The sequence below is a fragment of the Bacillus alkalicellulosilyticus genome (assembly GCF_002019795.1).
Taxonomy (GTDB): Bacteria; Bacillota; Bacilli; order Bacillales; family Bacillaceae_F; genus Bacillus_AO; species Bacillus_AO alkalicellulosilyticum.
In genome coordinates, this window is record NZ_KV917382.1 from 13,232 (window position 1) to 27,923 (window position 14,692).

Genomic DNA, 14,692 nt, shown 5'->3' on the forward strand with positions numbered 1-14,692 from the left:
ACAGGATTATTCCAAGACAACTTCTTGACCACTCTTCGAATTTATGTAAATTATCTACCAGCCCAACCCTAATCAGAGATAATCTATGTAAATAATAAAGATTCTTTATTGACTAAACAATTGAGAAGTCATACAATAATGTTAACAATGTTGTTGACACGGAGGAGGATTATTATGCTGAATCAATTATTGGATAAGGTATTAGAGGAGCTAGATGGTTTAAAAAGTGGAGAAGAATTTCTGATAAAAGAACTTTTCAAGGGGTATGAATGGAACCGTCTTGAAATTAATGTAAGGAGGAATTTGGGGATATATTTTTTAAATCTAGTCAACACAAATGACGAACTGGGTATTGAAGTATTAGAAAAAACCTCTTCAAATCAACAAAAATATAAAAAGTTGTAATGCAAGGGTTAAAGTTGTCAACAAATGCTTTAACTCAGAATAGATGAGAAATAATATCAGAGGTGTGCGATAAATTGGAGAATATTTCAGATAGTATTTTTACAAATAAAGAAACTGGTTATTGGGATTTTAAAAATGTATATTCCATAGGTATTCACAAAATTGTTGACTACCCAGCAACAATGGTACCCGATATGCAATATGAGTTAATCAAGACCTTAATAGAAAATGATAGGACAATTAAAAATATCTTGGACCCATTTCATGGATCTGGCGTTACACTTGTAGAATCAAAATCACAAGGCATTCAACCTATCGGGATCGATATTAATCCTCTAGCACACTTAATTACAAAAGTTAAGCTAGAAGGGGTTAATAAAATTGAATTAAAAAAATGCACTTCAAAAATTACTATTAAATTAAAAGAAAAAAATCTTCATTTTAGAGAACATTATTTTAAGAATATTCATAAATGGTTTCGCCCAGATATCATAATTGATTTGAGCAAATTGAAATATGTAATTGAGTCTATTGAAGTTGCAAATGTAAGAAGATATTACTGGGTTTGTCTAATAAATGTAATAAAAAAATACAGTAATACTAGGAATACTACATTTAAACTACATATAAAAAGTCAAGATGATATCTCTAGCCTAAAAAATAACGTAATTAACGATTTCCTTAGAGCGGTAAACACAAATTTTAAATTCCTGCCTGATTATTCCAGAAAAAACAAGTATGAGCTAATGTTAGGTGATTCCATAGAAATCTTAAAAAAGTATACAGATGAATCTTTTGATTTAATATGTACATCACCACCTTATGGAGATAATGCAACGACTGTAACTTATGGGCAATATTCTATTTTGCCCATTTATTGGATAAAACACAAAGACATGGGTATAAAGAAGTGTGCTTTGAAATTAATTGAAACATACTCGAGTATTGATTCTTTCAGTCTAGGCGGAAAAAAGAAAAGTGAAGAAATTGTAGAATCACAAATACTATTAGATTATCTAAAATCAATTAATGAATCAAAACAAAAAAAAGTAATTAATTTTTTCTTGGACTATAGTGAATGCCTCAATGAACTTACCCGCGTTTTACGATATAACAAATGTATTGTTATTACATTAGGGAATCGAAGGGTAGATAATAAGCAAGTTCCCTTGGTAGAATTCACAAAACATTATTTGCAATCAAGAGGGTTTATAATTATTGCAGACTTGGAAAGAGAAATTCCTTACAAACGTATGCCCAAAAAAGTATCGAGAGTGGCAGATAGCGCTGTCGATTCAATGAATCAAGAACATGTATTAATAGCAAAAAAGATGGGGTGATATTTTGAAGAAAACTAAATTGTCTATGGACTCTAGAATAATTAGTCATCTCGGTGAAGCATTAATTTCGGATGAAAAAATTGCACTTTTAGAATTAATTAAAAATTCCTCTGACGCAGACTCTTTAAATTGTAATATCGAAATTGATACGCATTTCCAATCTCAACATGGATTTGGTCGAATAATTCTAGAGGATAACGGGAACGGAATGAATCCATTTATTATTGAAAATGCTTTTTTAAGAATAGCATCTTCATTTAAAATAAGACAGCAAAAAATATCACCAATATATAAAAGATTAGCGTTAGGTAGCAAAGGAATTGGCCGATTATCTCTTAATCAATTAGGAAGTTATGTTGAAGTTGAAACAAAGTTAAATACAGAAATATTTGATTATGTAACTAATCTTAAAGAATATTTTGGAACAGATGATATCACAGCTTTGATAAAAGAAAATGAGAATAAATATTTTAAATTTAGCATCAATTGGTTAGATTTTAATAATTCTATTAAATTGGAAGATATAGATATTGAAATTCAAGAATACGATTCAACAAACAAGTTATTCTGCAAAAAAACACATGGGACTAAGATAACTGTGTATGGCTTAAAAGGAATCTCTTTTTGGGAACATAAAAACACAAAAAAAGAACTAGAAAAAGATGTATTATCATTCATTAATCCTTTTTTATCTGAAAAGTTTAACTTCAAAGTGAAGATTGATTTAAATAAAGAAATATTTAGGAATGATTTATATGATAAAAAAAGGCTAAAGAATATTAGTGATGTAACAACCTCATTTTGGTACTTTTCTACAGAAAAAAGATTAAAGATACATGTTAAAAGGAACCCACAATACATTAAATTTTTAATTGATAAACTATTAGAAAGAATGGACATTGCGGAATTTGAGCTAGTCAATTCCAATATAGATTACCAACATTTTTATGACGAATTTTGCGAAGACAATATTGAATTTTTACTTAATAGAGATTCAATGAACAAAAAAATTCCTGAAGCTAAAATAAATGTCTTATTCGTAAATGAAGATAATGAATTTCTGTTACCTGGAGATTTTGAAGGTAAGTTTTATGGATTCAATAGAGATTCAAAGAATACTGTACCAAAAACTGAAATTAAGAACCTCTTAGATAACATTTCTGGTGTAAAAATGTACCGAAACAACTTTAGGGTATTCCCTTATGGAGAGAAAGATTGGTTAGAATTGGGGAAAAAAAGTCAAATGCAGATTAACAATATTTATAGGCCTAGTAATACTACTGGATATGTCTATATTGACGGTGATGAGAATTTAGAAAAACTTAAAGAACTTACAAACAGAGAAGGCCTTATACTAGATGAATACGGGAAAAATTTTCTGTTTATTATGCGCGATATAATAGCTCATTTGGCTGCGGAATTTGATAATAACCTTAGAAAAAATTTAAATATCCCAAAATCAAAAAGAAATGCTTCAAATGTTGATGATGTCCTAGATTTAAAAACTATAAGGTTTATAAAAAAAGAAGATCCTTTTAAAAAGACAACAAATAGTGTGAATTCTGTAAAGAAACACTTTGAAGAAAGGCTAAACAACCTAAAAATTAAAATAACTACTGAAGATGATAAAAAAGAAATCAACAAATTGTCCACACTGGTTGAAGAAAACTTCTCTGTAATAAAAAGTAATCTAAATGAAATTGCCACGGTTAAGGACAAAAGAGTTGTCCAATTCGAATTAGAACAAGAAAATTTAAGAAAATTCTATCCAGTTATTGGTGCTACTATAGTTGCTGAAACATTATCTCATGAAATAATAAGACTATCTAACAATATTAAATATAGCTCTTTACAAATTAGAGGTTTAATTGGGAAAGAGCCTCTAAAAATACAAAATGATTCAATTATCAATAATCTTAATATAATAGACTCTAATACAAAATTTTTAAGTCGTTATGCCTCTTTATTAGATGTGAATTCATATTCTAAAAGACGAAGATATGAAAATGAAGATTTAAAAAATCATGTACAAACAATTTTTTCTGAGAGTCCCTTATTAAATTATAAAGATGAAATTATTGCTTTAAAAATCTCAGGAGAAGGCTTTCAGAGAAAGATAGTTAAGGAAGGATTTAGCATTATTATAGAAAATTTAATAATCAATTCAGTATATTGGTTAGAAAAAATGAATATAAAAAATCCCACAATATATATAGAATTTAATTCAGAAAAACAAAGTATTAAATTTTGGGATAATGGATATGGCATCCACCCAAATATATCCGAAACATTATTTGAACCATTTAGTACCAACAAACCCCATGGTGAGGGAAGAGGTATGGGATTATTCATTGTCAAAGAATTGTTAAAAGAAATTAATGGTGATATCACACTTTTAAAGGACTTAAATGCTTTTAATAATAAATTCATCTTGGAAATTGATTTTGTAGAGGAGTGATCAAAGTGACTTATCAAGGTTTTACAATAGATAGAGTAGTGATGGTCGACGATTCATTTATAACGGAAAGTACATGCCTTAAGGATATTCCTGTAGAAGTAATTGATTCTGCTACTTTTAACGAAGAGTTAACAGATTTTATAGAGTCAGATGAAGAGAATGAAAATAAGACTTTAAATGAGTTTTTCAATGAAGAGGAAATAGACAAGGAATCCCAAAAGGAATTTTTTAATTATCAAAATAAGGAGTATAAACCAATCGAAGATTTTTTTGACAGCTCAGTAAAGGAAAAGTATCTTCCGGAAGAATTTAATGTGGAAAAAATTGAAAATTATAAAAGCCAAGAAGAATCAATTCTTTTTATTCTGGATAAAAAGTTATCTGCAAAAAATTACGAATCTGTGCTCAGAAGAATACTAGAGAATATATCCCAATTGCTGAAAGAAAAAAATAACTGCTTTTTATTTTTATATAGTACTGAAGTTGAAGTTTTTAGTAGTCATTCTGATGTAATACAATATCTTTCGGAAAAATTGGACTTATCATCAGAATGTATTAAGATTTTATCTATGCACCTCAATTTTGTTGAAAAAGATGCAGGATTAAATGCCGTATTAATTAGTACAGCTATTAGAAAGTCTCAAAAAGCAAATTTTCTATATTCTTTTTACGCTATTCAAGAAAATACTATGAAATCCATGAACGATAGAATATGGAATATAAACAATAACGAGTTACTGGTTAATTATAATTACTTATCAGAGGGACAACATATAGATGAGATACTATATGATATATATAAATCAAAATTCCAAAGAGAATATGAAACAATTTGGAAAAAAAACTACGACATTTTGGTCAAACCTATAAGGGAATCGATACATTCTTATGTAAGTACTCATTCTATGATGGAATACTACTCCATTAAGTCTAGGATAATTAAAGAATTAAACAATGAATTCCAAAGTGTTAGTGATCTCAGATTTATAAGTCAGAGTGACGATATATCATATGGTGATGTTATTAAAATTGATGATTTACTTTATTTAGTTTTATCACAGCAATGTGATTTAACAGTTAGAGCTAATGGACAGAGAATAAACCAAGAAATATTCTTGTTAGAAGTAGAAAAAATAGAAAATGTTTTGAATGCAAAAAGTATTGATGAAAAAATAAATAAAATTTTATCCCAATATGGGTTGAAAAGAAACCAAATCACACCTATTTTTGAAGAACCAGAATTCAATCACTTAATTGGAAACGAAGATATAATTGAGGAACTTAAAAACAAATATACACAAAAAAAATACACTGTCCAAGAAACTGTTGAAAAAAATCGCTATGAACTTTATAAATATAAAAAGAATGCTGGTGCATATTATATCAATGCGTTTATATTAGATTGTTTATTGCTTCAAAAGAATTCAGGAAGACCAATTGATGTTACAAAAGACATAATTGAATCATCCAGAACAATGAGATTTTCCACAAAGACGCTTCTGTTAAACGGTTTTGGTGAATTCCTTCAAGAATTACAAACTTTACTCGGCCAAATACATGATGAGGAAGTGTTAGGAAAAGTTATGTTTCCAAAATTGAAATGTGAAGTTTTAAGAAATGGACAAGAAGTAGTTGGAGTAAGATATAAAAATATATCAAGGTTAGGTAGACTAAATGTTTTAACTGCAAGTGAAATTCACCAAGAATATTCAAACCACCTTCTACGAGTTGGCAAAAATGAAGCACCTATTCTTTAATAATAGGGTAAGAGTAGGCTTATAAGAATCCTTAAAATGTTGGTTACATCCCTGCTAACTTATTTATAGTATTCTATGATTAATCGTATTTTTTGATAGTTGAAAATATAAAGTTTATATATATAATTCCTTTCCCAAATTTAGATGTAGAAAAATAAATCCCCCTTAGTAATTAGACTAATATTGTTCTAATTACTGCTTTATTTTTCTTTTATAGGAGAACTAACAACGGCTTTATTCTAATATTTTATTGTCATCTTATTCATTTAATAGTATTATAAATGTATATTAGTTTTATTTTAATTTTGTTATGCAACCTTAACTAGGTTAGCGGGATCTGTTATAAAACGTACAGCGTTCTTTGGAGCGATTTTTAAATCATACCATTTTGGGTGATCTATTAATCGAATCTAAAGAGCGCTTTTTTGCGTTTTTATATATAAAAGTTATCTTTAGAAAGGATGGATGGTAAGTATGGCAACACTAGCAGAGTTTTTTGGTAAGACAGATGTAGTAGAGGATTGTAGAAAGTTAGTTCAGAGTAGAGGTTTTGGTGTCAGAGCCCCTCGTATTATCGCTGAACTAAATTTAGGTGACGGGAATAAGCGGTATTTTAGATGTCGTTCTACAAATCGCTCTGAGGCTTTACAGGAAGTTGCAATGGTAGTAGCAGCTATAAAAGAAAAGACAGGTGACCCTGTTCTTTGGAGATTTACCGGAGAAGACTTTTATCGATTCGATTCTACCATTGAACATGAGTCATCTTCATTTGTAGCAAAAACAAAACATAAATTTATGGAGTTCTTTGATTTAGCTTAATACAAGCATGTTGCTTGAGTGGACGTAAACAAATGTAAATAGGCATTTGTTTTTTTTATTTAAAAAAACAATTTGAGAGGATGTTAAAAATGATAAACCGTGTCATTCTTGTTGGGCGCCTGACAAAGGACCCAGAATTACGTTATACGCCAAATGGAGTTGCTGTTGCGAACTTTACCCTTGCGGTTAACAGACCGTTTACAAACCAACAGGGGGATCGTGAAGCAGACTTTATAAATTGTATTATTTGGCGGAAACAAGCTGAAAACGTCGCTCAGTTCCTTACAAAAGGAAGTTTAGCTGGCATTGACGGCAGAATGCAAACTAGAAGCGTGCGCCCATAAGGACACTCAAGAAATCTATGCATAGCAGCATAGTAGGTTAAGACACAAAACCTATTGTCAGCCAACTTATCCGTAAGGGAAACCAACCGGGGAGTGTAGCATGTTGGCAAAGTCATAAGTTGACTAGTTACCAAGTCACGACTGAATGGCGAGACAAAATGATATAAACAAGGATGAAAGCTAAACTGCTTAAACGATAGACTGAGGTGTACCAGTTTGAACCTTAGCGGAAGGTAGCTATAAACGTTATGTAGTCAGGGTAATTACACATAATTGAAGTTGTAATTATAAATGGAAATCGTACTAGCTTCTTACGATATATCAGTGTCTCATGACTAACCATCTTCAATAAGAAGAAAAAGTCGAAAGTCGCATCCGAAATTATATCCTGCTAAGTTCTTGTATGTACTAAATGGGGATTGCCTAAGTTGGAGTGCTATTATTTTCTAATTTAGTAGCTATATCCTTAAGGGACTGAATATCTAATATGGCAACGGAGTCTCCGTAGTAGTCAGAGCTAAGGAAAACTTAGTACACGGCGAAGGGAGACAGTTTATCGGGATTAATACTAAAAAGGAAAGAGTGTGAGACTCATGAGAAATCCTACAACGGTATTAATCAATCTAACTTCCAAAGCGAGTAATAAGAACTATAAATATCAGAAACTGTACAGAAATCTGTATAACAAGGCTTTCTACCTTGAAGCATATCAAAATATTTATGCTACCGAGGGTAATATGACCGCGGGTACAGATGGACAGACAATAGATGGTATGAGTATAGAACGTATAGAGAAAGTTATAGACCTACTTAAATCTGAAGAGTATCAACCAAACCCAGCTAGGAGGACTTACATTCCTAAGAAAAATGGAGGAAAGAGACCTCTAGGGATTCCATCCTTTGAGGACAAGTTGGTTCAAGAAATAGTAAGAAGAATTCTTGAAGCTATATATGAGCCTTCATTTTCCACTAAATCTCACGGTTTCAGACCTAATAGAAGTTGTCATACAGCGTTAAATCAAGTAGAAGGAACATTTACAGCGGTTAGATGGTTTGTTGAAGGAGACATAAAAGGTTTCTTCGATAATATAGACCATCATATTCTAATTAACATCCTAAAAAAGAGAATAGATGATGATAAACTCATTCGTCTATTATGGAAATTCTTAAGGGCAGGATATATTGAGAATTGGAAATATCACAATACATTCAGTGGTACACCACAAGGTGGCATCATCAGTCCAATACTATCTAACATTTATCTAAACGAATTAGATGTATATATGGAAGAGTATAAAAAGAATTTCGACAAAGGAATTAACAGAAAACGTTGTAAAGAATATAGAACCATTATTCAAAGAGCAGACAGACTAAAAGCAAAGTACAAAGACATATGGAGCGACCTAGACGAAATTCAAAAGGAAAAAATACGTGCCGATATTAATGCAATTAAGAAAGAAGCAATGTCCTATCACGCATTTAACCCAATGGATGACGGATATAAAAGAATTCAATATGTCAGATACGCTGATGACTTCATAATCGGGATAATAGGTAGCAAAGAGGACGCTGATACGGTAAAAGAACACCTCACGAAGTTTTTAAGAGATAAGCTGAAACTCGAATTATCTCAAGATAAAACTCTTATCACTCACAGCAGTGATAAAGCGAGGTTCCTTAGTTACGACATAACAATTTCCCGTAGTAATGAAACTAAAACGGATAATAAGGGAATAAAGAGAAGAACCAGAAATCTCAGAGTTAAACTCCTAATGCCAACTGAAAAATGGGTGGATAAACTTAAGAGTATCAAGGCCGTACAAATCAATAATAGAAATGAATGGAAATCCATTCATAGAGCCTATTTAAAGGATAATGATGACCTTGAAATTTTAAGTGTTTATAACGCAGAAATAAGAGGACTCTACGAATACTACAAGATGGCAGTTAACGTATCCAACCTACACAAATTCTTGTATGTAATGAAGTTTAGCATGATGAAGACCTTTGCCAATAAATATAAAAGCAAGGTCTCAATAATGATGAACAAATACAGAATTGGAAAAGGGTTCGGAGTTAAATCTGAAACCAAAAAGGGAGAAAAAGTTAGATACTTTTATCATGAGGGTTTCAAAAGAGTTAAAAAGCCTAATACTAACGCAAAAGTAGATTATAACGAAAATATACTGATGTACAGTTCTACAACTAGCTTAATTGACAGGATAATGGCAGAACAATGCGAATGGTGCGCAAACACGACAGTATCCATCGAAATGCATCACGTCAAAAAGCTAAAAGAACTCAAAGGTAAGAAACGGTGGGAGCAACTCATGATAGCGAGGAAGCGCAAAACTCTCGCATTATGTAAAACCTGCCACAACGACCTGCATTCGGGAAGATTAGATTGATAAATGGAGAGCCGTATACGCTGAGAGGTGTACGTACGGTTCGGAGGAGAGTTCTTGGAAACCTACTTAAAGACAACAAATGAGTTAAGTGACGCATAACACACACTAAACTAATGATGGAATTTAAGTAAGGCGCTGGGTTCTTATCCTACTATGACAATAATGAAGGGAAACGGGTTTTCGTTACTGAGGTTGTAGCTGAAAGTGTACAGTTTCTTGAACCTAAAGCGAATGGAAATAGTACACCACAAGGTAATAACCGAAACAACCCAAATCAAACTGGAAACAATCAAAATAGCAACAACCAAGATATGAGTTCTAATTATGACCCATATGGCGGTGGTTCCATCAACATTTCTGATGATGATTTGCCATTTTAGAAAGTGTTTAAGTGAGTATAATTTATAACTTTTCTGTCCTAAGAGGGGGCAACATATTATCATGTCCTCCTCTTTCAAACAGGACATGAAAAGGTGGAGAAATAAATTGGGATTAGATATTGCGAAACTCAAAATGTTTTATGAAACGGGAGAACTCGTTTTCTTAAAATTCGATGAGCAAAGAGGACATCTTTATAAACTTAGCAATAAAATTTATGCACTAAAAAACGGTGTTGTAAATTGTATCGGAGTTAAAAACTAAATTAAATAATAACCATTATTAGGAGGAATAAATTATGTATTATATCGATGTGAGAAGAGTGTTAACATTAAGTGCTATGGGAGCTCCATTCGTAATGCTGCTTGCACTTGCTATATAAAAAAAAGAGAGTGTTTCAATCATCAATGATTGAACACTCTTTTTTGATATTAAGGAGGAAAAAGTATGGATTATACCACCTTACTATGTATTTCAAGAGAGGGGATTTCCCTTCTGGATGATTCAGGCACTACCCTGAACCAATTCTTTTCTATCATTCTAACAAGTGGAACTACCCGCTTGATTCTTGAAAAGAGTTTATACCCAACAGAGTTATCCATAACTAAAGACAATATCTTGGAGACATTACAAAGTTCCATTCATCAAGAATTCTGGGAAAAAATTAAAATCGATGGAAAACTACTATATAACGGTAGTCTGGTTACATTAGATGAGTTAGGTTATAAAAACATTTGTATATCAGAATATACAGGGGAATTACCATTTTAATAAACTTGGGAGGAATAAATTATGAGTCATATCGGAAACAAACGTGCGACACGTTGACTTATAAGCAACTATGTTGTGAAAAAGTCAGCTCTGAAAACAAAAGAGCTAACTGATATCCTTAGAGATGGAATGAGGGAACTAACCAGCCCTAAACATCTCCACTGATACTCCTACGTGCATACATAATAGCCAAAAATTATGTATGTGCGAAGCTAGGTAAAGTCGGTTGAAGATTATCCCAATGCTTATGTAATGGATAATTGATAGACCGGGTGTCCATAAATTGCTCATGGTGAGAATGTATTAAGATACTGACGAACTTCCGAAGGTACACGTCTAGATCCGAAATGATTAGGAATAATCATACTGTCATAGCAGAGCTTGTGAGGGTTAGTAAGATTGTTTGTTATGAAACCCCTTATTGACGCATAGGGTCAATCCAGCAAGCAGACGTAAAGGAAGCACCTAAAAGTAATATGTAAGGATAAAGGATATTGGAACGTGGAAAGCGATTAGCGTGGAGGGATTGGCACCTGTGAAGCGATTCTGTGGAAAGGATACACACTCTATAACACAGATTAACTAATCGTGAGGGTGGAGACATGGTACTGATGAAACTATGGAAACATAGCCGAGGGAAGGTCTCTAGTCTAGTTATATTATGGTAGTTAATTCTAACGGTAAGCAATTCGGGTAGGATAAAGTAGGTGAAATCCAAAATAAAGGAGAGTAACGGACTTACCAATGACAGACGCAATAAGATATTCAGAGTATTACAATTTGCAACCTGTATTTGATGGATTATATGCAAGGTCATCTGACAATGAGAAATTCCATAACTTAATGGAAATCATTACAGATAGAAACAATATTATCTTAGCGTATAGAACTATAAAATCTAATACAGGGAGTAAAACAAAAGGAACAGATGGACAAACAATAAAGGATTATAAAGTCTTAAACGAAAACGAATATGTTCACCTTATTCAAGGGCGTTTTAAGAATTATAAACCTTCTAGTATTAGAAGAGTGCTTATCCCAAAACAAAATGGGAAAAAGAGACCTCTAGGAATTCCCACTATGGAAGACCGAATAATACAACAAGCAATCAAACAAGTGTTAGAACCCATCTGTGAAGCGAAATTCTTTAAACATTCTTATGGATTCAGACCCAATCGGTCTACTCATCATGCAATCGCCAGAACTCTCAACTTAATTAATGTTGGAAAGTGCCACTTTGTTGTTGATATTGACATTGAAGGATTCTTCGACAATGTTAACCACAACAAATTAATTAACCAACTTTATACATTAGGGGTTAGAGACAAAGAGTTACTTGCAGTCATTAAAAAGATGCTAAAGGCCGAAATCGAAGGAGAAGGAATAGCAAAGAAAGGAGTACCACAAGGAGGAATACTATCTCCTCTACTCTCTAACATTGTGCTAAACGAGTTAGACCAATGGATAGCTGACCAGTGGGAAACATTTGAAATAGAAAACCCCTACAGCAAAGACTCGAACAGATGGAGAGCCCTAAAATCTACAAATCTAAAAGAAGGATTTCTTGTTAGATATGCAGATGACTTTAAGGTACTCACCAAGAACTACGAGACTGCTAAAAGGTGGTTCCATGCTATTAAAAACTTTCTCTGGAAAAGACTTGGGTTAAAAATCTCACCCGAAAAATCAAAAATAACTAACTTACGTAAAATAAAAACGGAATTTCTAGGGTTCTCCATAAGAGCTGTCAAAAAGAATAATAAAAGAGTAGCGCACTCCAATATCAGCGATAAGAAAAAGGAAACCATAATTAGAACTATAAGGGATAAAGTGATAAAACTCAGTTTAAGTGGAAATCCCCGAATAGCTTATGATTATAACCTGTATTTACGAGGGGTACACAACTATTTTAGTGTTGCATCTCATGTCGCCATTGATATGAAAGAGATCGCCTACAGAGTCCACAGAGTTATATGGAATCGTCTCAAAGTAAAGTTTAAGTATGGACATTATAAAGTAAAGGGTTATGAAAAATATAATTATCAAACCTTCAAGGTAAAAGATGTCTGCTTGATACCAATTGGTGCTATTAGAAATAATATCCCCAAACAGTTTAATCAAGATATTACAGATTTCTCTCAGGAAGGTAGGAAAATTAACCAAAAGAGCAATCTAGCCTATAATATGACACGAGCAATTAATCAAATCGCTCGTATTTATATAGAAGGTAGAAGCATACAATACAACGACAATAGGGTATCTAAATTTAACGCGGCAAGGGGAAAATGTCATGTTACCGGCATTAACCTCATACAAAGTATCTCAGACTATCACTGCCATCACATTATCCCCTTAGAACAAGGTGGAACCGATGAATTTAATAACCTAGTTGTATTACACAAATTTGCTCATTACTTGGTCCATGCTACTAGAGACGAAACGATAGACAAATATCTCAAAATACTCAATCTTACCGATAAACAAGTTAAGACACTAAACAAATTGCGAAAGTCATGTAAATTAGAATCTATCAAATGTAATTAGAGGGAACGCCGTATGAGGTGAAAGTCTCACGTACGGTGTGGAGCGGGGGAAAAGGTAGAGATAACATCAAAGCCTTACCTATCGCTACTTAGAAGTGGATTTTTTGCAACACCTATTAGACAGGGAAATTATCTTTCTCAATTGTTAGAAGTACGAGGGGATTGTAGTTTCTTTGATCCTACTTGTGGGGAAGGAGAAATTTTACATCATATTGCGTCTTCACTTCGTACAGAGGAAAGAAACATCACCACCTATGGAGTTGAGTTGGATAAATCAAGAGCATCAAAGGCAAGTGAGGTCCTTACTCATTGTATTAATGCTCCCATTGAGAGTATGGTTGTATCAAACGATGCAGTTTCCATGCTTTTTTTAAATCCACCATACGACTTTAGTATGAAAGGTCTTGGAGATGACCACGCAGAACGAAAAGAGTGGACAGAATTAATCCGTAATGTTCGCTACTTAAAGGAAAATGGGTTGCTGGTTTATATTATTCCAAGTTATAGATTCAGTGATAAAAAGATAGCTAGGTTCCTTGCAACACATTTTGACAATGTGGGCATAGTCCGTTTTACTGATGAAGATTATGATGACTTTAAGCAGTGTATCTTCATTGGTAACAAAAAAAGCGGGAAATTCAAACAGTTCAATGAAAAGCTATATAACTTTTTGCTAGAAATGGAACATGAAGAGTTTGTTACTCAAAAAGTAACACCAATAAACGTTTTACTTGGTAAACACAAATGGAAAGTACCTGCAGGAGCTACTAAACTTAAAACGTTTTATACAAAACTAGAGGATAAAACTAATTTTTATGAGGGCATAAGAAACTCAAAAGGGTTCTCAGCCTTTAAAGAGCGTTCTAAACCAAAGCAACTAGTCATTGGTGGAAACCCTTGTATGCCTATTAACCAAGGTCAGATGGCACTTTTATTAGCTTCAGGAGCGATAAATGGGGAAGTTGGTATAGGGGACAACTATCATTTAGTTCAAGGTTTAGAAATCGTATCTAAAATAAGAGAGGAAGAAGTACGCACACATGATAATGGTTCCAAAACAACCATTATGAAAGAACGTACAAAAAGGGATATTTCAGTTAAGGTCATTAATTCAAACGGGCTAGTTCGTAAACTCGTGTAAATTATTTATCTAAGGAATGTCAGTGTAGAGGAGGAACAGACTTTGTCTGTTCTTTCAGACTGTAGATAAAACGCCTTTGAGAAATGGTTCTCTAAGGCGTTTTTACTATGGTCTGAAGTTTAATTCTTTAAGAATAGATATTTTTATATTTATAATTGAAACTTGTTTTAGATTAGCAGAAATTCCTTTTCCTAACAAAACATTGGGATAAATTACATACATCTTTTTTCAAAAACTTACACAGTTCTACATAATTCGACAAAAGTTTTATGGTACTATTCGCTAGTAAATACTTTTTGCAAACTAAACTTTAGTAGGTGATTTAAGA

Annotated in this window: 10 protein-coding genes and 2 pseudogenes; all 12 read left to right on the plus strand. The window is 32.6% G+C overall.

The window, feature by feature from the left end; all coding sequences use genetic code 11:
• Positions 1-174: 174 nt before the first annotated feature.
• The 12 genes and pseudogenes from BK585_RS22765 (at position 175) to BK585_RS22815 (ending at position 14,364) form a co-directional block, all read left to right on the plus strand.
• Entirely contained in the window at positions 175-405 is a 231-nt protein-coding gene (locus BK585_RS22765; RefSeq protein WP_078557046.1) for a single-stranded DNA-binding protein, read from the plus strand.
• A 74-nt stretch (positions 406-479) separates the two neighbouring features.
• Positions 480-1,745: a DNA methyltransferase gene (locus BK585_RS22770; RefSeq protein ID WP_078557048.1), complete on the plus strand. Its 1,266-nt coding sequence runs from the start codon at positions 480-482 to the stop codon at positions 1,743-1,745.
• A gap of 4 nt (positions 1,746-1,749) precedes the next feature.
• Positions 1,750-4,203 (plus strand): ATP-binding protein, encoded by a 2,454-nt coding sequence (locus tag BK585_RS22775; RefSeq protein ID WP_078557050.1) that lies wholly within the window; start codon positions 1,750-1,752, stop codon positions 4,201-4,203.
• 5 nt (positions 4,204-4,208) lie between these two features.
• Positions 4,209-5,960, plus strand: coding sequence for a hypothetical protein (locus BK585_RS22780; RefSeq protein ID WP_078557052.1), 1,752 nt, complete (start codon positions 4,209-4,211; stop codon positions 5,958-5,960).
• 474 nt (positions 5,961-6,434) lie between these two features.
• A complete protein-coding gene (locus BK585_RS22785) occupies positions 6,435-6,779 on the plus strand; it encodes a DUF6018 family natural product bioysynthesis protein (RefSeq protein WP_078557054.1) in 345 nt (114 codons plus the stop codon).
• An 89-nt stretch (positions 6,780-6,868) separates the two neighbouring features.
• Positions 6,869-7,111, plus strand: a pseudogene (ssb, locus tag BK585_RS22790) (single-stranded DNA-binding protein); the annotation flags it as partial.
• A gap of 605 nt (positions 7,112-7,716) precedes the next feature.
• Positions 7,717-9,531: a reverse transcriptase/maturase family protein gene (locus BK585_RS22795; protein WP_078557055.1), complete on the plus strand. Its 1,815-nt coding sequence runs from the start codon at positions 7,717-7,719 to the stop codon at positions 9,529-9,531.
• Between the two features lie 152 nt (positions 9,532-9,683).
• Positions 9,684-9,911 (plus strand): annotated as a pseudogene (locus tag BK585_RS24765) (single stranded DNA-binding domain-containing protein); the annotation flags it as partial.
• 106 nt (positions 9,912-10,017) lie between these two features.
• Complete coding sequence (locus tag BK585_RS24240) at positions 10,018-10,173, plus strand: hypothetical protein (RefSeq protein ID WP_170885720.1); 156 nt, start codon at positions 10,018-10,020, stop codon at positions 10,171-10,173.
• 183 nt (positions 10,174-10,356) lie between these two features.
• On the plus strand, positions 10,357-10,680 hold the full coding sequence (locus BK585_RS22805; RefSeq protein WP_078557059.1) for a hypothetical protein: 324 nt from the start codon (positions 10,357-10,359) through the stop codon (positions 10,678-10,680).
• A 744-nt stretch (positions 10,681-11,424) separates the two neighbouring features.
• The gene (ltrA, locus tag BK585_RS22810; RefSeq protein ID WP_078557060.1) at positions 11,425-13,224 is read left to right on the plus strand and encodes a group II intron reverse transcriptase/maturase; all 1,800 of its coding nucleotides are present in this window, start codon (positions 11,425-11,427) and stop codon (positions 13,222-13,224) included.
• A gap of 141 nt (positions 13,225-13,365) precedes the next feature.
• Positions 13,366-14,364, plus strand: a complete 999-nt coding sequence (locus BK585_RS22815) for a DUF6094 domain-containing protein (RefSeq protein WP_245805935.1) — start codon at positions 13,366-13,368, stop codon at positions 14,362-14,364.
• Positions 14,365-14,692: the final 328 nt, after the last annotated feature.